Annotated in this window: 16 protein-coding genes; 7 read left to right on the forward strand and 9 right to left on the reverse strand. The window is 61.4% G+C overall.

Annotated features, from left to right (window positions below; genetic code table 11):
- Nucleotides 1–170: 170 nt before the first annotated feature.
- From cyoD to cyoA, 4 genes are read right to left on the reverse strand one after another with little or no spacing between them, the layout of a single operon-like run.
- A complete protein-coding gene (cyoD, locus tag ABOK31_RS18190) occupies nucleotides 171–575 on the reverse strand; it encodes a cytochrome o ubiquinol oxidase subunit IV (protein ID WP_075856463.1) in 405 nt (134 codons plus the stop codon).
- Nucleotides 572–1,201: a cytochrome o ubiquinol oxidase subunit III gene (gene cyoC, locus ABOK31_RS18195; RefSeq protein WP_349957046.1), complete on the reverse strand. Its 630-nt coding sequence runs from the start codon at nucleotides 1,199–1,201 to the stop codon at nucleotides 572–574. The genes cyoD and cyoC overlap by 4 nt, the downstream gene beginning before the upstream one ends.
- A 5-nt stretch (nucleotides 1,202–1,206) precedes the next feature.
- On the reverse strand, nucleotides 1,207–3,210 hold the full coding sequence (cyoB, locus tag ABOK31_RS18200; RefSeq protein WP_174179022.1) for a cytochrome o ubiquinol oxidase subunit I: 2,004 nt from the start codon (nucleotides 3,208–3,210) through the stop codon (nucleotides 1,207–1,209).
- 47 nt (nucleotides 3,211–3,257) lie between these two features.
- A complete protein-coding gene (gene cyoA, locus ABOK31_RS18205; RefSeq protein WP_174179020.1) occupies nucleotides 3,258–4,376 on the reverse strand; it encodes a ubiquinol oxidase subunit II in 1,119 nt (372 codons plus the stop codon).
- A 393-nt stretch (nucleotides 4,377–4,769) separates the two neighbouring features.
- Here cyoA and ABOK31_RS18210 point away from each other — a divergent pair, with 393 nt between their 5' ends.
- Complete coding sequence (locus ABOK31_RS18210) at nucleotides 4,770–6,107, forward strand: MFS transporter (RefSeq protein ID WP_174179018.1); 1,338 nt, start codon at nucleotides 4,770–4,772, stop codon at nucleotides 6,105–6,107.
- A gap of 62 nt (nucleotides 6,108–6,169) precedes the next feature.
- Here ABOK31_RS18210 and ABOK31_RS18215 read toward each other — a convergent pair whose 3' ends face one another.
- Both ABOK31_RS18215 and ABOK31_RS18220 read right to left on the reverse strand, forming a co-directional pair.
- The gene (locus ABOK31_RS18215; protein ID WP_349957049.1) at nucleotides 6,170–6,868 is read right to left on the reverse strand and encodes an LrgB family protein; all 699 of its coding nucleotides are present in this window, start codon (nucleotides 6,866–6,868) and stop codon (nucleotides 6,170–6,172) included.
- Nucleotides 6,855–7,262 carry a CidA/LrgA family protein gene (locus tag ABOK31_RS18220; RefSeq protein ID WP_349957050.1) on the reverse strand — a complete coding sequence of 136 codons (408 nt, stop codon included), beginning with the start codon at nucleotides 7,260–7,262 and terminating at the stop codon, nucleotides 6,855–6,857. The genes ABOK31_RS18215 and ABOK31_RS18220 overlap by 14 nt, the downstream gene beginning before the upstream one ends.
- 100 nt (nucleotides 7,263–7,362) lie before the next feature.
- Between ABOK31_RS18220 and ABOK31_RS18225 the strand changes: the two genes are divergently transcribed.
- From ABOK31_RS18225 to ABOK31_RS18245, 5 genes are all read left to right on the forward strand, one after another.
- Nucleotides 7,363–8,247, forward strand: a complete 885-nt coding sequence (locus ABOK31_RS18225; RefSeq protein WP_349957052.1) for a LysR substrate-binding domain-containing protein — start codon at nucleotides 7,363–7,365, stop codon at nucleotides 8,245–8,247.
- A gap of 119 nt (nucleotides 8,248–8,366) precedes the next feature.
- Nucleotides 8,367–9,383 (forward strand): iron ABC transporter substrate-binding protein, encoded by a 1,017-nt coding sequence (locus ABOK31_RS18230; protein WP_174179009.1) that lies wholly within the window; start codon nucleotides 8,367–8,369, stop codon nucleotides 9,381–9,383.
- 211 nt (nucleotides 9,384–9,594) lie between these two features.
- A complete protein-coding gene (locus ABOK31_RS18235) occupies nucleotides 9,595–11,148 on the forward strand; it encodes an iron ABC transporter permease (RefSeq protein WP_349959026.1) in 1,554 nt (517 codons plus the stop codon).
- Nucleotides 11,145–12,206 (forward strand): ABC transporter ATP-binding protein, encoded by a 1,062-nt coding sequence (locus ABOK31_RS18240; RefSeq protein ID WP_174179007.1) that lies wholly within the window; start codon nucleotides 11,145–11,147, stop codon nucleotides 12,204–12,206. Before ABOK31_RS18235 ends, ABOK31_RS18240 begins: the two co-directional genes overlap by 4 nt.
- A gap of 80 nt (nucleotides 12,207–12,286) precedes the next feature.
- Nucleotides 12,287–13,459: a M20 aminoacylase family protein gene (locus ABOK31_RS18245; protein ID WP_349957054.1), complete on the forward strand. Its 1,173-nt coding sequence runs from the start codon at nucleotides 12,287–12,289 to the stop codon at nucleotides 13,457–13,459.
- Between the two features lie 85 nt (nucleotides 13,460–13,544).
- On the opposite strand, the gene ABOK31_RS18250 is transcribed toward ABOK31_RS18245, so the two are convergent.
- Together ABOK31_RS18250 and ABOK31_RS18255 are read right to left on the reverse strand one after the other, a co-directional pair.
- On the reverse strand, nucleotides 13,545–14,468 hold the full coding sequence (locus ABOK31_RS18250; protein WP_349957056.1) for a nucleoside hydrolase: 924 nt from the start codon (nucleotides 14,466–14,468) through the stop codon (nucleotides 13,545–13,547).
- Between the two features lie 134 nt (nucleotides 14,469–14,602).
- Nucleotides 14,603–15,991, reverse strand: coding sequence for a dipeptidase (locus ABOK31_RS18255; protein ID WP_349957058.1), 1,389 nt, complete (start codon nucleotides 15,989–15,991; stop codon nucleotides 14,603–14,605).
- Between the two features lie 199 nt (nucleotides 15,992–16,190).
- Between ABOK31_RS18255 and ABOK31_RS18260 the strand changes: the two genes are divergently transcribed.
- Nucleotides 16,191–18,533 carry an EAL domain-containing protein gene (locus ABOK31_RS18260; RefSeq protein WP_349957059.1) on the forward strand — a complete coding sequence of 781 codons (2,343 nt, stop codon included), beginning with the start codon at nucleotides 16,191–16,193 and terminating at the stop codon, nucleotides 18,531–18,533.
- Nucleotides 18,534–18,602: 69 nt separating this feature from the next.
- On the opposite strand, the gene ABOK31_RS18265 is transcribed toward ABOK31_RS18260, so the two are convergent.
- On the reverse strand, nucleotides 18,603–19,019 hold the full coding sequence (locus tag ABOK31_RS18265; protein WP_349957061.1) for a MarR family transcriptional regulator: 417 nt from the start codon (nucleotides 19,017–19,019) through the stop codon (nucleotides 18,603–18,605).
- Between the last annotated feature and the right edge of the window lie 5 nt (nucleotides 19,020–19,024).

Genomic DNA, 19,024 nt, shown 5'->3' on the forward strand with positions numbered 1-19,024 from the left:
GCGCTGCCGCATGATTTCGGGAGGTTCAATTCTCTTCGCTGAAGATCACGCGTCGTCGGGAATCTTGGGCTGCGGCTCCTGGCATTCTCAGACATGCGCTGCGCAGCATCCGGCGGAATGTTTGCGCCGGTAAGAGGGCGGGCCTTCGCCTGAAGGCCCGCCGCTCAGTCTTAAGGCATGTTGCGCATCATCTCCGGCGACATGGGCATCATGTTCGCGTTGAGGTGATGCATGACCCAGAGCGAGCCGGACAGCGCGATGATGACGATCACGATGGTGAAGATCAGCGCCATCATGTTCCAACCGCCTTCCGAGCGGGTGTTCATGTGCAGGAAGTAGATCATGTGCACGACGATCTGGATCGCACCGAGGATCATGACGATCGCCCCGGTGACGGCCGGATCGGGGATCACCTTGGCCATGACCAGCCAGAAGGGAATGGCGGTCAGGATGACGGAGAGGACGAACCCCGTCATGTAGCTCTTGAAGGTGCCGTGTGCAGCCTCGTGGCCGCCATGGTGATCGTGGCCGTGGGCGTCGCCGGAATGATGCGAATGGTTTGCGTTCGAGCTCATCCGAGAACTCCCATGAGGTAGACGAGGGAAAACACGCCGATCCAGACGACGTCGAGGAAATGCCAGAACATCGAAAGGCACATCAGGCGGCGCTTGTTTTCCGTGATCAGGCCGTAGCGGCCGACCTGCACCATCAGCGTGATCAGCCAGACGATACCGGTGGTGACGTGCAGACCGTGCGTGCCGACCAGCGTGAAGAAGGCGGACAGGAAGGCGCTGCGCTGCGGACCGGCGCCGTCGAGGATCAGGTGGTAGAACTCATAGAGTTCGAAGAAGATGAAGAGAGCACCGAAGATACCGGTGATCGTCAGCCACATCAGCGTGCCCGACTTGTTGTTCTTCTCCATCGCCAGCATGGCGAAGCCATAGGTGATGGAGGAGAAGAGCAGCATCGCCGTGTTGAGGGCGACGAGCGGCAGCTCGAAGAGGTCGGCCGGCGACGGGCCGGCCGCATAGCTATGGCCGAGTACGGCGAAGGTCGCGAAGAGGACTGCGAAGATCAGGCAGTCGCTCATGATGTAGATCCAGAAGCCCAGCATGGTGCTGCCTTCCGGATGATGCTCTTCCGTCATGTAGAAGGCGGGCGTTTCGCCATCCTTGGGAGCGTGTGCGGTTTGGGTGGTCATAAGTCTTACACCTGTCCTGCGAGCTGCTTCGTACGCTCGTTCTCGGTCTTAACGACCTCGTCGGCGGGGATGTGGTAGTCGCGCTTGTAGTTGAAGGTATGGCCGATCGTTATGACGATCATCGCGACGAAGGTGATGGCGGCGAGCCACCACATGTACCAGATCATGCCGAATGCGAAGCCGATGGAGAGAACGCCGAGGATGATGCCTGTGCCGGTGTTCTTCGGCATGTGGATCGGGATGAAGCCTTCGGTCGGCCGGACGTAGCCGCGGTTCTTCATGTCCCACCACGCGTCATGATCGTAGACGATCGGCGTGAAGGCGAAGTTGTAGGCCGGCGGCGGCGACGAGGTGGACCATTCCAGCGTGCGGCCGCCCCAGGGATCGCCCGTATGATCGCGAAGCTCTTCGCGCTTCATGAAGCTGACGGCGAGCTGGATCAGGAAGCAGGCGATGCCGATGGCGATGAGGCCGGCGCCGAAGGCCGCGATGATGAACCAGATCTGCAGCGACGGATCGTCGAACTGGCTGACGCGGCGGGTGACGCCCATCAGGCCGAGGATGTAGAGCGGCATGAAGGCGAACCAGAAGCCGATCTGCCAGAACCAGAAGCTCATCTTGCCCCAGAAAGGATCGAGCTTGAAGCCGAAGGCCTTCGGGAACCAGTAGTTGACGCCTGCGAACATGCCGAAGAGCACGCCGCCGATGATCACGTTATGGAAGTGGGCGATCAGGAACAGCGAGTTGTGCAGCACGAAGTCGGCCGGCGGAACTGCAAGCATGACGCCGGTCATGCCGCCGATGGTGAAGGTCACCATGAAGCCGACGGTCCACAGCATCGGCGGCTCGTAGCGGATGCGGCCGTGATACATCGTGAACAGCCAGTTGAAGAGCTTCGCACCCGTCGGGATCGAAATGATCATCGTCGTGATGCCGAAGAAGGAGTTGACGCTGGCGCCCGAGCCCATGGTGAAGAAGTGGTGCAGCCAGACGAGGTAGGAGAGGATCATGATCACGCAGGTGGCGTAAACCATCGAGGCATAGCCGAAGAGGCGCTTGCCGCAGAAGGTGGCGACGACTTCCGAGAAGACGCCAAAGGCCGGCAGGATCAGGATATAGACTTCCGGGTGACCCCAGATCCAGATGAGGTTGACATACATCATCGGATTGCCGCCGAGGTCGTTCGTGAAGAAGTTCGTGCCGGCATAGCGGTCGAGGGTCAGCAGAGCGAGCGTGGCGGTCAGGATCGGGAAGCTGGCAACGATCAGGATGTTGGTGCAGAGCGACGTCCAGGTGAAGACGGGCATCTTCATGAAGGTCATGCCCGGCGCGCGCATCTTGACGATCGTGGCGATCAGGTTGATGCCCGAAAGCGTCGTTCCGATACCCGCGACCTGCAGGCCCCAGATGTAATAATCGACGCCGACGTCGGGACTGTAGGCGATGCCGGAAAGCGGCGGGTAGGCCAGCCAGCCGGTCTTGGCGAACTCGCCGATGAACAGCGAGATCATGATGACGATCGCGCCGGCCGTCGTCATCCAGAACGAGAAGTTGTTAAGGAAGGGGAAGGAGACGTCGCGCGCGCCGATCTGCAACGGCACGACGAGGTTCATCAGGCCGGTGACGAAGGGCATCGCCACGAAGAAGATCATGATGACGCCATGGGCGGTGAAGATCTGGTCGTAGTGATGCGGCGGCAGGTAGCCCTCGGAGCCGTTGAAGGCGATCGCCTGCTGCAGGCGCATCAGCAATGCGTCGGAGAAGCCGCGCAGCAGCATGATCAGCGCCAGCACGACATACATGATGCCGATCTTCTTGTGATCGATGCTGGTGAACCATTCCTTCCAGAGGTAGCCCCACAGGCGGAAGTAGGTCAGCAGGCCGAGAAGGGCGATACCGCCGACCGCGACACCGAGGAAGGTCACGACGAGGATCGGCTCGTGATACGGGATCGAGTCGAGCGTCAGCCGACCGAAGATGAATTTATAGAGGTCCGGGTTGGAAAACATGGATTGCCTCTGTCCCTTATGAATGTCTTGTTATTGAGCGCACCGGATCAGTGACCCTGATGCTGCGCCGAACCGGTCGACGAATCGGAAGAAGAGCCGTTGCCCATATCCATGCCCTGCATCGAGTTGTCTCCATGCTGCATGGTTTGGGCGGCGCCGCCATCGGCCTTGATCGGCGTGACCTCGGCTCCGGCGCCATCGCGGTTGTCATAGATCAGGCGTTCGCGGTTTTCGTGGCTTTCCTTGCCGCCGCCGCCCTTGGCATCGATATGCATCATCTCGCTCATGCACATCTTGCTCGGATCGGCGCACATGTTGAGGATGGCGTTGTAGAGCCCGTCGTCGACGGCATTGAAATACTGCACGGGATTGCGTTCGCTCGGCTTGGCAAGTGCCAGGTATTCCTGGCGGCCGAGCGCGGTGCCCTGGCTCTTCGCCTTCTGGACCCATTGATCGAAACCGGCCTGATCCAAACCGTGGAACTTGAAGCGCATGTTCGAGAAGCCGGCGCCGCTATAATTGGCCGACAGGCCCTGGAATTCGCCGGGATGGTTGATGACGGCGTGCAGCTTCGTCTCCATGCCCGGCATCGCGTAGATCTGGCCGGCCAGTGCGGGGATGAAGAAGGAGTTCATCACCGAGGAGGACGTGATCTTGAAGTTGATCGGGCGGTCGACCGGAGCGGCCATCTCGTTGACGGTAGCGACGCCGTATTCCGGATAGAAGAAGAGCCATTTCCAGTCGAGTGCGACCACTTCCACCGTCAGCGGCTTCACGTCAGCGGCGAGCGGCTTGTCTGCGGCGATGCGGTCGAGCGGCCGGTAGGGGTCGAGCTGATGGGTGCTGATCCAGGTCACCGCGCCGAGCGCGATGATGATGGCAAGCGGAGCGGACCAGATGACCAGCTCCAGACGCGTCGAATGATGCCACTCCGGCTCGTAGGTCGCCTCTTTGTTCGACTGGCGGTATTTCCAGGCGAAGAACAGCGTCAGGAAGATCACCGGGATGATGATGATCAGCATCAGCACGACCGAGACGATGATGAGGTCCCGTTGCTGCATGGCGATATCGCCGGAGGGAGCCATCACCACCAGATTGCAACCTGACAGCAGCAAAAACAACGGGATGACGGATAAACGGCTGAAAATCTTCGATAGTCTTGGCACGTCTTAAAGCTCTTTTTGTTTCGACCCTACCGCGACTAAAGGACGGCGGTCATGAACGATATGAGGTGTTTCGTCGCACCGCAGCAAGCTTGAGTGCATTGCGGTATGGAATGCTGTCCCACGTATCGGGAAAACCCTCAGAAATCCAGAAGGTTTTCCACGAGGCCATTCGCTTTTATCGCCGCCAATATACCTGGATCGGAACAAATGGCTATCGGCGGCGGTTCCTGTCTGATCTGAAATGTGGCGTCAAAGACGGAAATGACCCGATTTGATCGCTAATTTGCGAATTATTTCATGCTCGATACTTGATATGTTCGCACGTTTGATCGACATTTTCATTATGCACGAATTCGTGGAGGAATTCGTGCTCGGAGAGGGAGGCTCCCGCGCATGGTCAGCGTTACGCATGAATCACTGAACCCCAAATCTTCTACTCTGGAGAGCGATGCCCGCAGCATGCATGCAGGCGGCTCCGTAGCCCCCGGCAATATTGCCATCGGCGTGATCATCGGTCGCACGTCCGAATTCTTCGATTTCTTCGTCTATGCCATCGCATCCGTTCTGGTCTTCCCGAAGTTGATCTTCCCCTTCGCCGATCCGCTGCATGGCACGCTGCTTTCTTTCCTGGTTTTCTCGCTTGCCTTCATTGCGCGCCCGATCGGCTCGTTCATCTTCATGGCGATCGACCGCGCCTATGGCCGTGGCGTCAAGCTGACGATCGCGCTGTTCCTGCTCGGCGGTTCCACGGCGTCCATGAGCTTCCTGCCCGGTTATTCCGAAGTCGGCGCCTATGCGATCGTCCTGCTCGCGTTCTTCCGCATCGGTCAGGGTCTTGCGCTCGGCGGTGCCTGGGATGGTCTCGCTTCGCTTCTCGCGCTCAATGCTCCGACGAACCACCGCGGCTGGTATGCGATGATACCGCAGCTCGGCGCCCCGATCGGCTTCATGCTGGCAAGCGCCCTGTTCGCCTATTTCGTCACGAGCCTCACGACGGCTGACTTCCTGGATTGGGGCTGGCGCTACCCGTTCTTCTGCGCCTTCGCGGTCAACGTCGTCGCGCTCTTTGCCCGTCTGCGTCTGGTCGCCACCGAGGAGTTCGGCACGCTGCTGGAACGCCACGAGCTTGAACCCGTGAAGATGACGGAGCTGTTGCGCGTCCATGGCCGCGACGTGCTGATCGGCGCTTTCGTGCCGCTCGCAAGCTTTGCGACCTTCCATCTGGTCACGGTCTTCCCGCTCGGCTGGGTCACGCTCTACAGCGAGCAGAGCCCTGGTTCGTTCCTGCTGATGGAGTTTCTCGGCGCGATCTGCGGCATTCTCGCCATCATCTGTTCGGGTATGCTCGCCGATAGGATCGGCCGCCGCAATCAGCTCGCCATCGGTGCGGTGCTGATCGCCTGCTTCGCCTTCGTGGCTCCCTGGCTGCTTGATGGCGGGGCCACCGGCCGCCATATCTACGTGGTTCTCGGCTTCACGCTGCTCGGCCTCTCCTTCGGTCAGGCGGCCGGCGCCAGCGCGTCGCGCTTCAGCCAGAACTATCGCTATAGCGGCTCGGCCCTCGTGTCGGATCTGTCCTGGCTGATCGGTGCCGGTTTTGCGCCCTTCGTGGCGCTTGCCCTCTCCAGCCAGTTCGGCCTCGTCTATACCAGCCTCTATCTGCTGTCGGGCGTCGTCTGCACGCTGGTCGCGATCTTCTTCAGCAAGACGCTGGAAACGCGGGACAACTGATAGTCAGCTTTTGAGATCGAAAGGCCGCGGCATGAAAGCGCCGCGGCCTTTTTCGTTCTGGCTCAATGCATGAGCCAGGCAATCAGCGGCGCCGCCAGTACGTTCGTCATTCCCACAAGCACCATGACGAGACCGGCGATCGACCCTTCCTCGCGGCCGATTTCATGCGCCTTGGCAACGCCGATGCCATGCGCTCCCATGCCGTAAAGCGCGCCGCGCGCCATGCCCGATCGCAGCGGCAGCAGCCGCAACAAGGTCTGGCCGACGACGGCGCCGAACAGGCCGGTGATGACGACGAAGACGGCCGTCAGGTTGGGTACGCCGCCGATATCGCCTGAAACCACCATGGCAAACGGCGTGCTGATCGAGCGCGGCATCAGGCTGAGCCGCAGGCTCTCGTCGAGGCCAAGCAGGCTGGCCAACCCCCAGGCCGAAACCATGGCTGTCGTGCTGCCGGCCGTCACGCCGAACAATAGAACTGGCCAATAGCGCTTGATGAGGTCGCGCTGTTCGTAAATCGGCACGGCAAAGGCGACGGTCGCAGGCCCGAGCAGGGCAAGCAGCCAGCGGCTGTCATGCATGTAGTCCTGATAGTTTGCATGCAGCAGGAGTGCGATGGCGATCAGCACCGCCGGCACTGCGACCAGCGGCGACAGCCAGAGTGATGGCCGGCGCCGATAGAGCGCCTTTGATAGGTAATAGAGGCCCACCGTCGCCATCGGCCAGAACAGGCCGGCCGCAAAGCTTTCAATGCTGGGCATGTCTGGGCGCTCCCTGGCGCATCATCAGGCGGTAGCCGATATCGATGGCGATGGCGGTCACGCCCATGACGATCACGGTGCCGGCGAAGATCACTGCAAGCACCTTCAGCCCGACAATGCCGATGAATTCGCCATGATCGAGCAAAGCCAGCACCGCCGGCACGAAGAACAGCAGCATTTCGGCGAGAAACCATTCTGCGCCACGCTTCATGCTCGCCAGCTTGACCTTGCCGCTCGCAAACAGCGCCAGCACCAAAAGCATGCCCGCGATGGCTCCTGGGATTGGTAGATGCGCAAGGCGCACGATGATTTCGCCTGCCTGCCAGAAAGCGAGCAGCAGCAGGATCTGGGCGAGCCGGCCCAGCGTCGGATGGTTCTGTAGGTCGATACGCATGGAAAAACTCGAGGGAAATCTGTTGGCCTGAAAATAAGCCTTTCCGCTCCATGAGCAAAATGAATTGATTTCATGAAATCCAGTCCTGTATGGAATAGCTATGGAACTTCGGACACTCAGAGCCTTTGTCGAGGTGGTGCGCCAGGGCGGCTTTTCGGAAGCCGCCAAGGTGGTGTTCACGACGCAATCCGCCGTCAGCAAGTCGGTTCGCCAGCTTGAAGACGAGCTCGGCGTGCCTTTGCTCAATCGGATCGGTCACCGCACGACACTGACGGATGCCGGTGAGGTGGTTTATCGTCGGGCGATAACGATCCTTGCGGGGCGCGACGACCTTCTCGCCGAATTGTCCGAGCTGCGCGGCCTCACGCGCGGCACCTTGCGTCTCGGCCTGCCGCCGATCGGCAATGATGCGCTGTTCGCCCCGGTCTTCGCCGTCTTCCGCAACCGCTACCCCGGCATCGAGATCAGGCTGGTGGAGCAGGGGGCAAAACGGCTCGAGGAAATGGTGCTGGCTGACGAGGTCGATCTCGGCGCCTCGCTCCTGCCCACACTCGAAGCCTTCGAGTGGCAGAGCGTACGGTGCGAGCCCATGCATGTCCTCCTGCCGTCATCCCATCCGCTTGCCGGGCAGGAGCAGGTGCCGCTGGCGGCACTCAAGGGCAATCCCTTCCTCCTGTTCGAAACCGGTTTCGCGCTGAACGGCATTATTCTCGAAGCCTGTCGCGCCGCCGGCTTTGCCCCTGATATTGCCGCCCACTCGAGCCAGATCAATTTCATCGTCGAGCTCGTCGCCGCGGGGCTCGGGCTCGGCTTCCTGCCGCGGCTGATTGCCGAACAGCGCCAGCGTCCGGGCATCCATCACGCCCTTGTTGTCGAGCCGGGAATGGAATGGCACATGGCCTGGATCTGGCGGCGCGGCGGTTATCTGTCGCATGCCGGTCGTGCCTGGCTCGACCTCGCCGGGGAGATCGCGGCGAAATCTTGACTCTATTCTCAAACTTTTGTGATAAAGCGACCAGAGTGTAAACTTGAAAAGAACGCTCAGGAAAAATATACGCTATCGCATCGCTGCCGGGGGCGGCGACTTTCAAGCGAGAGGACTTAATGACTTTTTCCTTTTCTCATCTCACCAGCGCGCTGGCGCTTGCCGCAGGCCTCGCCGTTGCTCCGATGATGGCGAACGCCGCCGAATCCGAAGGCATCGTCGTCTACAACGCCCAGCACGAGGCGCTGACGCAGGCCTGGGCGGATGGCTTCACCAAGGAAACCGGCATCAAGGTCACGATCCGCAATGGTAGCGACATGCAGTTTGCCAACCAGATCATCCAGGAAGGTGCTGCCTCTCCCGCAGACGTCTATCTGACGGAAAATTCGCCGGGCATGACGCTGGTCGATGCCAGCAAGCTCTTCGCTCCGGTCGATGCCGCGACGCTCGCCCAGGTGCCGGAAACCTTCAAGGCTGCCGATGGCAACTGGGTCGGCGTTGCCGCCCGTTCGACGGTTTTCGCCTATGACAAGACCAAGCTGAAGGAAGCCGATCTGCCGAAGTCGATGCTGGATCTCGCCGATCCCAAGTGGAAGGGCCGCTGGGGCGCTTCGCCCGCCGGCGCAGACTTCCAGGCGATCGTCAGCGCGTTCCTTGAGCTGAAGGGTGAGGATGCAACCCGCGCCTGGCTGAAGGCCATGAAGGAAAATGCCAGTTTCTACAAGGGCAACAGTGTTGCCATGAAGGCCGTCAATGCCGGCGAGATCGAAGGCGCTGTCATCTATCACTACTACTGGTTCGGCGATCAGGCCAAGACCGGCGAAAACAGCAAGAACGTCTCGCTGCACTACTTCAAGAACCAGGATCCGGGCGCTTTCGTCAGCATCTCGGGCGGCGGCGTGCTGGCATCCAGCCAGCATCAGAAGGAAGCCCAGGCATTCCTGAAGTGGATCACCGGCAAGGGCGGTCAGGCCGTTCTGCGTGACGGCGATTCCTATGAATATGCTGTCGGCAATGGCGATGCTTCCAACTCGAAGCTGGTGCCGCTCTCCGAACTGCAGGCGCCTAAGGTCGAGCCTTCAAAGTTGAACAGCAAGAAGGTCACCGACCTGATGACGGAAGCTGGTCTCATCTAAGGAGAAAGCCCGCGCCGCAGCGCCTTGCGCGCGCTTTCGGAGGGGCTTTGCTCTTGCATCATTGTCCTATGCCCTGCTAGGGGCATACGGATGGCCTCAAGGCCGATCGATCGGGCAATCGCCGTCTACGGCGGTTGCCTTCCTATTTCAGGGCGTGAAAGGCAGCTCGGATTTGCTGCAGAAGAACACATATGCCGGCGAACCTGCCGCCATGCGAATGCCCCCGCTGACGGCTGCTCCCCGCAGCCGCGTCCGGCATGCTTCCGTCGTCGCTCTTGCTTCCGTCGTCGCGCTTCTAAGCCTGGTGCCGCTCGGCTTCATCGTCTGGATCACCATCGATACCGGCTGGGCCGAGGTCATCGCCCTGATCTTCCGCAATCGCGTCGGCGAGCTGCTCGTCAATACCGTCCTGCTCGAAGTCTGCACCATACCGCTTTCCATCCTGCTGGCTGTCACGCTCGCCTGGCTGACGGAGCGCACCGATATTCCGGGCGCGCGCCTCTGGTCCTGGCTTGCGGCGGCACCGCTTGCCGTCCCGGCGTTCGTGCACAGCTATGCCTGGGTCAGTCTCGTGCCGAGCATGCGTGGGCTCTGGAGCGGCGTGCTGGTCTCGGTGCTTGCCTACTACCCCTTTCTCTATCTGCCTGTCGCGGCCGCCCTGCGCCGGCTCGATCCGGCGATCGAGGATGCGGCCGCCTCGCTCGGCCTTGGCCCCTGGCGCGTCTTCTTCCGGGCGATCTTGCCGCAGCTGCGCCTCGCCATCTGTGGCGGCTCGCTGCTGATCGGCCTGCATTTGCTGGCGGAATACGGTCTCTACGTGATGATCCGCTTCGACACTTTCTCGACCGCCATCGTCGATCAGTTCCAGTCGGCCTATAACAGTCCGGCGGCCAATATGCTCGGTGGTGTGCTCGTCTTCTGCTGCTTGCTGCTGCTCGGCATCGAGGTGCTGGTGCGGGGCAACGAGCGCTATGCCCGCATCGGTTCGGGTGCTGCGCGCCCGACCGATCGCCGTCGTCTCGGCTGGTTCGTCGTTCCCGCTGTCACACTGCCCATCGTCACGGCTGCACTGACGCTCGGCATTCCCTTCGTCACCCTGGCGCGCTGGCTTTATCTTGGTGGCGCAGGCGTCTGGCGCCTCGATACGGTTGGCTCCGCTTTGCTGCAGACCATTCTTCTCGCGATCGCTGGCGGCCTCCTCGCCACCATCGCGGCGACCCCTATGGCATGGCTGTCGGTGCGCGCGCCGGGCCGGCTGCAGCGCATTCTCGAAGCCTGCCACTATTATGTCGGCTCACTGCCGGGCGTCGTCGTCGCCCTGGCGCTGGTGTCGATCACCGTCCGGCTGATCCTGCCGCTCTACCAGACCTTTGCGACGTTGCTGCTTGCCTATGTGCTGCTGTTTCTGCCGCGCGCCATGGTCGGCCTGCGCGCCAGTATCGCTCAGGCACCCGTTGAGCTCGAGCGCGCCGCCATGGCGCTCGGCCGCACGCCGGCGCAGGCGGTGCGGCAGATCACCATGCGGCTTGCCGCACCCGGCTTTGCCGCCAGCGTCGCGCTCGTGGCGCTCGGCATCACCAACGAGCTGACGGCAACACTGATGCTCTCCCCCAACGGCACGGAAACGCTGGCGACGAAATTCTGGTCTCTGACCAGCGAGATCGACTATGTTTCCGCAGCACCCTACGCCTTCATGATGGTCGTCCTGTCGCTGCCGCTCACCCTTCTCCTCTACGTGCAATCCAAGCGGACGGCCGGACAATGACCTTTCTGGCGATCAAGAACATCAGCAAGCGCTACGGCCCTGTGCATGCGCTCGACAATATCGATCTCACGGTCGCCGCCGGCAGCCGCACCGCCATTGTCGGCCCGTCCGGCTCGGGCAAGACGACGCTGCTGCGCATCATCGCCGGCTTCGAGATCCCCGATGCCGGTCAAGTGGTGCTGCAGGGTGAGACCCTGGCGGACGGCGAGGCGATCGTCCCGGCGCATCGGCGTGGCATCGGCATCGTCTCGCAGGATGGCGCCCTGTTTCCGCATCTGAGTGTGTCCGAGAACATCGGTTTCGGCATGGAGCGCGGTGCGCGCGATCGTGACCAGCGCATCAACGCCCTCATCGACATGGTCGAGCTCGATCGCGGCATGCTCGACCGCCGCCCGCATCAGCTCTCCGGCGGCCAGCAGCAGCGCGTGGCGCTGGCCCGCGCCCTCGGACGCAAGCCGAGGCTGATGCTGCTCGATGAGCCTTTCTCCGCCCTCGACACCGGCTTGCGCGAAAACATGCGCAAGGCGGTCGCCCGCGTGCTGCAGATTGCCGGCATCACGGCGGTTCTGGTGACGCATGACCAGGCGGAAGCCCTGTCCTTCGCTGATCAGGTTGCCGTCCTGCGCGAGGGCAAGCTTATACAGGCAGGCACGCCGCAAGCCCTCTATCTCAGCCCAAGGGATCGCGAGACCGCGCTCTTCCTTGGCGATGCCATCGTACTCTCCGCTGATCTCGATAAGGGATCGGCTAAGTGCGTCCTCGGGCAGATTCTGGTCGATGCCGAGAACCGGCAGGGGCGCACCGATATCATGCTGCGGCCCGAGCAGTTGCGTTTAGGCCCCTTCGATGAGACCGGTGCGGGAGCTGCCTGTATCGGCAAGGTGACCGAAATCGAGTTTGGCGGCGCCGTCTGCACGGTGACGGTGGTGCTTTCCAATGCCAATGGTTCGGAGACATTGAACATCAAGAGCTCCGGTGTCGGCTTGCCCGAGATCGGCAGCATGGTTTCGGTGACCGTTATCGGAAAGGCACATGTCTTCAACAAGCTCGGTGCCTGAGCGCCATTTGGGTTGAAGCAGGCACAGCTTTGGGGAAGATAGGGCACGCCATCATCGTGCTCCACGCCGAAGGAACGCCCATGTCTTTTCCCGATGAGATCGCGCAGGATCTCCCCTTCCTCACCTCGCTTCGCCGCAACCTTCATGCCCATCCCGAACTCGGCTTCGAGGAGGAACGCACCAGCGGCATCGTCGCCACCTTGCTCGAGGAGGCCGGGCTGACGGTGCATCGCGGTCTCGGCAAGACCGGTGTCGTCGGCACGCTGCAGGTTGGCAACGGCACGCGTCGCATCGGTCTTCGTGCCGACATGGATGCGCTTGCCATGCCGGAGAAGGGCAATCGCCCCTACAAATCCACCATTCCCGGCAAGATGCACGCTTGCGGGCATGATGGCCATACGACGATGCTGCTCGGTGCCGCCCGTCACCTTGCCGCTACGCGCGGCTTTTCCGGCACGGTGCATTTCATCTTCCAGCCGGCCGAGGAGGGGCGTGGCGGCGCCAAGCGCATGGTGGAGGAAGGCCTTTTCGATCTCTTCCCCTGCGACGCCGTTTACGGACTTCACAATATGCCGGGTCTTGCGGTCGACGAGATGGCCGTTGTCGAAGGACCGCAGCTTGCCTCATCGGATAGCTGGCGTATCACCTTCCGGGGAACGGGAACCCACGGCGCCAAGCCGCATCTCGGCAAGGACCCGATCACGGCGGCGGCGACTTTCCTGTCTTCGCTGCAGACCATCGTCGGCCGCGTCGTCGATCCGCTGCAGCCGGCGGTCGTCAGCGCCTGCTCTTTGCAGGCGGGCGACCCCAAGGCGCTGAATGTGATACCCGATACGGTCGAGATCGGCGGCACGGCGCGAGCCTATACGCCGGAGGTTCGCGATCAGCTGGAAGAGGAAATCGGGCGCCTGGCGCATGGCACGGCCGCCATGTTCAACATTGCTGTCGACTACCAGTTCGAGCGCCGCATTCCGCCCGTCGTCAATGATGCCGATGCCACGGCGCGGGCGCTGAAGGCTGCGACGACCGTTTTTGGCGAGAACGTGCAGACCCGCTTCCCGCCATCGACTGCCGGCGACGATTTCGCGTTTTTCGGCCAGAATGTTCCCGGCTGCTACGTCTGGCTCGGCAATGGCCCCGCCGTTGACGGCGCCCTGCATCACAATACCGCCTATGATTTCAACGACGAGGCAATCGCCTCGGGCGTAGCCTTCTGGACGACATTGGTCGGGCAGGAGTTGGGGGAGGGCTGAGGCAATTTTAACGCGCCTCGCCGCTGCTCACCCCCATGAGCACAGCTCCGAGGTGTCAATATCTAATGACCAGCGGGGGCTCTTTTCAGTAACCAGCTTCTCGCAGCAGCGCATCGAGGATGATCCGGCGTGCCCTTTCGGCGTCGATCTCCGCGGCGAAATGGGCATTGAATTGCCCATGCGAGGCCCGCGTTTCGACGACGGTGCGCCCCCGCGTATGCTGCCCCTGCAATTCTGCATCGATCCGGGCATGCCGAAGGGTGGCGATCCCCGGCTCGACGAAGATGGCGGCGGCCGTTGGATCGTAGATTGCCATGGCCGGCCTGCCACGGCTGATGGCGATGTTGATGTAGCCTTCGAGCAGGTCCGCGAGCAGCTGCGCCTTTTCGCCGGCAATCTCGCGGATATGGGCAACATCTTCCGGCCAGGCTAGCACCTTGCGGCAGATATCGAGATCGACCATGCGGAACGGCAGGTTGTGCGCCAGCACGATCGCCAGCGCCTCGGGATCAGCTAGGGCGTTGAATTCCGCCGACGCCGTATGATTGCCCGACGTGACCCCTCCGCCCATCCATGTCAGTTCGTCGATGCCGACGGCGAGATCCGGTCGCGCCAGCGCCAGGGCAGCAATGTTCGTCAACGGCCCGAGCGCCAGGATGCGTTTCGGCCCGTTTCCGTCGGAAAGCCAGTCGCAGAGCGCCGTAAAGGCCTCGCTTGAGGGTAGCGGATCGGCCGGCGGCAAGCTTCGGCCGGTCGTCGGGATGCCGGTCTGGCCAAGAATGCTCTGCGCCGTTTCCAACTTGCACAGAACCGGCAGTTCACGGCCGGTATGGATCGGAAAGCTCCAGCCGAAGACGGCGGCGGCGCCTGCCGCATTGGCCTGAACATGGGAAAGCGGTGCGTTGCCGCAGACGAGCGAAACGCCGTCGATGACAAGATCGGAATGCGCCACCACCAGGATGGCGGCGATGTCATCGAACCCCATATCGGTATCGATCCAGATTCCCATGTCCTATCTCGTCGATCTCAGCGAAATGACGCGAGGGCGGCGGTTCACCTCTCGGTCCGGATGACGGCATGCCTTGCCGTCGAGGCGGGGTCGGTTGCGGGGCGCGCGTGCGAAACGCGCGTCCCGGAAGTTGCTTAGCTGGCGAGCGCGTCGAGGATGCGAATCCAGGAGCGAATGCCTTTGTGATAGGAGCGCAGCTCGTACTTCTCGTTCGGCGAATGGATGCGGTCGTCGGAGAGGCCGTAGCCGACGAGCAGCGATTCCATGCCGAGCATTTTCTGGAAGTCGCCGACGATCGGGATCGAGCCACCCATGCCGATGATGAGGGCGGGCTTTGGCCATTCGTTGGAAAGCGCCGTCTTCGCCTTGGTCAGCACCGGCGAATCGTAGGAAAGCTGGATGGCCGGCGAGCCGCCATGCTCATGGAACTCCACCGAGCAATCGGCGGGGATCTTCGAGCGCACATAGGCGCGGAAGCTCTCGCGGATCGCCGCCGGGTTCTGCTGGCCGACGAGACGGAACGAAACCTTCGCCGATGCCTTGGCTGCAATCACGGTCTTGAAGCCGGCGCCGGTATAGCCGCCCCAGATGCCGTTCACTTCTGCCGTCGGTCGCGCCCAGGTGAGCTCCATCACCGAACGGCCCTTCTCGCCCGAAGGGATCGACAGGCCGACTTCGCCGAGGAATTTTTCGGCCGTCATGCCGAGCTTCTCCCAGGAGGCCTTGATGTTGGCGGGCGTTTCCTCGACGCCGTCATAGAAGCCGGGAAGTGTGATGCGCCCTGTCTCGTCATGCAGGCCGGCGAGGATGTCGGTCAGGATGTGGATCGGATTTGCGGCAGCGCCGCCGAAGAGACCCGAATGCAAATCGCGGTCGGCGGCGGTGATGACGATTTCCTCGCCCACCAGTCCGCGCAGGCCAGCCGAGATTGCCGGCGTGTCGCCATCCCACATGCCGGTATCGCAGACGAGGGCAAAATCCGCCTTCAGCTCGGCGGCATTGGCTTCGAGGAAGGGCTTCAGCGACGGCGAGCCGGATTCCTCTTCGCCTTCGAACAGGATGGTGATGCGCACCGGCAGCGCGCCCCTGGTTTCCTTATAGGCGCGAACGGCCTCGACGAAGGTCATCAGCTGGCCCTTGTCGTCCGACGTGCCGCGGCCGGTCAGGATCTTGCGGCCATTGCCCATATCCTTGATTTCAGGCGCGAAAGGGTCGCTTTCCCAGAGCTCGATCGGATCGACCGGCTGCACGTCATAGTGACCGTAGAACAGCACATGCGGCGCATCGGCGCTGCCGGCGTCGTGATGGGCGACCACCATCGGATGTCCGGGCGTGTCGCGCACGGAGGCCTCGAAGCCGAGCGAGTTCAGGTAGGTGACCAGCCATTCCGCCGCCTTGCGGCATTCCGCCTTGTAGTCCGGGTCCGTCGAGATGGACTTGATGCGCAGCAGTTCGAAGAGATTGTCGAGGCTGGAAGGGAGGTTCTGATCGGCGCGGTCGAGAACGGGCGATAGATCGGTCATATCCGACTCCTTACATGAGATTTGGATGGACGATAGACCAAAGCCCGGCGGGTTTCGAGGCGTTAAAATTGAAAATTTACCGTAGCTTGCGTCTTTCGATCGAGGCCTGCTCTTATGTGATTAGTTGCGTATGTAGTTTACAAGTTTTTTAGATTATTAGAAATAACCTCAATCCAGAAGCGTATTCTGGAGACGCATAATGTTTTCAGTGATTGCATGTATTCGTGACGATCATGACTTTAGGCTTATTGTTGTAGCGGCAGTCATCTGCCTCATCGGCAGCCTTGCCACCATGCTTCTTTTTTCGCGTGCGCAGGAATGCCAGTCGCATCAGCGTCGCTATTGGATTGTTGCTGCGGCTTTTGCGAGCGGTGTCGGCATCTGGGCAACGCATTTCATTGCCATGCTCGCCTATGAGAGCAGTCTTCCGATCTCCTATGATGTTTCGCTGACCGTGCTTTCGGTGGTTCTTGCCATCGTCGGCTCATGGCTTGCCATCGCCGTCGCCTTCGAATGGGATAATCGCGTTTCCTTTGCGGCCGGCGGCATGCTGATGGCTTTTGGAATAGCCGCCATGCACTTCACAGGCATGCAGGCCATCGAAGCCTCGGCAGAACTTTCCTTCGATATACCGCGTGTCGTCGCTTCAGTCGTCATCGGTGCCGTCTTCTCCTCGCTGGCTTTCCTGGTGTTTCGCAGCCTTCCTGGCTTCAAGCGCATTATGGCTGGCGCTCTTCTGCTGCTGCTTGCGATCTGCTCCCTCCATTTCACCGCGATGAGCGGCGTCACGCTGACGCCGGAAGTGGGCGTGTCGGGTGCTGCTCTCTCCATGGATCGAAGCATCCTTGCCAGCATCGTCATGGCTGCCGCGATGGGTCTGATCCTCATTACTCTTGGCGCCATCTTCATCGACCGTCATTTGACTGACCTCCGAGGTTTCGCCAACGCGTCGCTGGAAGGGTTGCTCATCGTCCGTGACGGCCGGGTGATCGATGCGAACGAGCGGTTCTTCGCCATTTCCGGCTGGTCGGCACAGCAGGTGATCGGTGTCGCGCCCGAGGTCTTCCTGAACATCGACATGGATATTCATGCCGAAGCCGCCATTCCGCTGGAGACGACGCTGTCGGGTCATGACGGCAAGGCGATCCCCGTCGAAACCGTGCGTCGTTCCATCACCTATCGCGGTCACGAATGCAGCGTGCTTGTCGTGCGCGACCTGACCGAGCGTCGCCAGGCGCAGCAGATGATCGAGCACCTGGCGCATCATGACATATTGACGGATCTTCCCAACCGCTCGCTGTTCGACCAGCGCATGCGTCAGGCGCTGCAGATGGTCAATCGCAAAGGCGGCGAAGTCGCCATCTTTTGCCTGGACCTCGACCGCTTCAAGGCAATCAATGATGTCTTCGGTCACGCCGAAGGAGATCGCATCCTCTGCAGGGTCGCCGGCATCCTACAGCGCACGATCGAGGATGGCGATACGGTGGCAAGGCTCGGTGGCGACGAATTCGCCATCATCCAGCCCAAGCGGCGGCAGCCTGAGGGAGCCACGCGTCTTGCCGAGCGCATTCTCGCGGAATTCGGCATGGAGATGGATACGGCGCGGGATCCGACAGCCGTCGGCGTCAGCATCGGCATCGCCATCTATCCGCGTGATGGGGCGAGCGCCGAGCAACTTTATGCCAATGCGGATATGGCGCTTTATCGCGCCAAGCATGCCGGTCGCGGCCATGCCTGTTTCTTCGATGCAGAAATGGACAAGGCCGTACGCATGCGTCGCCAGCTCGAGAACGATCTGCGCCAGGCTATCCTTCGCCGCCAGCTCTTTCTGGAATATCAGCCGATCTATGATGTCGGCAGCGATGGGGTCAGCGGCTATGAGGCCCTGTTGCGCTGGGCGCATCCGGATCGGGGTGTCATCGATCCGGAAACCTTCATTCCGATTGCCGAGGAGAGCGGCTCGATCGTGGCGATCGGGGAGTGGGTGCTGCAGCAGGCATGCCAGGAGGCGACCCGTTGGAGCGAGCCGGCAAATGTTGCCGTCAACCTCTCGCCGCTGCAATTCATGATCCCGACCCTCTATGATCAGATCGAACGGATCCTGCGCAAGACCGGTCTCGATCCGCAGCGTCTCGAACTGGAAATCACCGAGGCAGCGCTGATGCGCGAACGCACGGCCGTCATCGCGACGTTGCAGCGGCTGCATCGCCTCGGCGTCCGTGTGGTCATGGATGATTTCGGAACCGGCTTCTCCTCGCTCAGCAATCTGCGCGCCTTCCCTTTCGACAAGATCAAGGTCGACCGCAGCTTCACGGGCGCCCTCGAACATGATCCCGCAGCTCGCTCGATCGTTCGCGCCATCATCGGCCTCGGGCACAGCCTGAACATGCCGGTTGTAACGGAAGGTGTGGAAACGGAAACCCAGCGCCGCATCGTCATCGAGGAAGGCTGCGCCCAGCTTCAAGGCATATTCTTCGGCAAGCCGGATGTCAACCCCAGCCAACTTCACCCCGCCATGGATAAGGCGGTCGGGCGGGGCTAGGGCATCTGCTGTTTTGGAGAGCAGCATAATCCCAGGCGGAAATCCACCGTGCTCTTCCCTGGAATTGCGCTAGAGTTGCTTGGCATTCTCCAGCACGCGCCGAATATATTCCAGCAGCAACTCGCGCTCGAACTGACGAAAGTCTTTGAGGAGATCCGTGTCCGCGGCCATGGCAGCCTCGATCGCTTCCGCCTGCATGGCTGCAGCCCTGTTCGTCAGGAAGACCAGCTGCGCTCGCTTGTCCGAGGGATGCGGGCGGCGCTCCACCAGTCCGTCCCGTTCCATGCGCGACAGCGTATTGGCCATCGTCGCCTGTTCGATATCGACCCTCTCGAGCAACTGCTTCTGCGTGAGCCCGTCCTCGGACCACAATTCCAGCAGGATTGGAAACTGACCGGGGGAAAAGCCAAGCTTCGCCGCGCGTTGCTGTAGCGAGCGAGCGAATCCCTTTGCCATCTGACTGGCAAGGTAGGCGGCGGAGTCCATCCGAT

The sequence above is a fragment of the Rhizobium sp. ZPR4 genome (assembly GCF_040215725.1).
Taxonomy (GTDB): Bacteria; Pseudomonadota; Alphaproteobacteria; order Rhizobiales; family Rhizobiaceae; genus Rhizobium; species Rhizobium rhizogenes_D.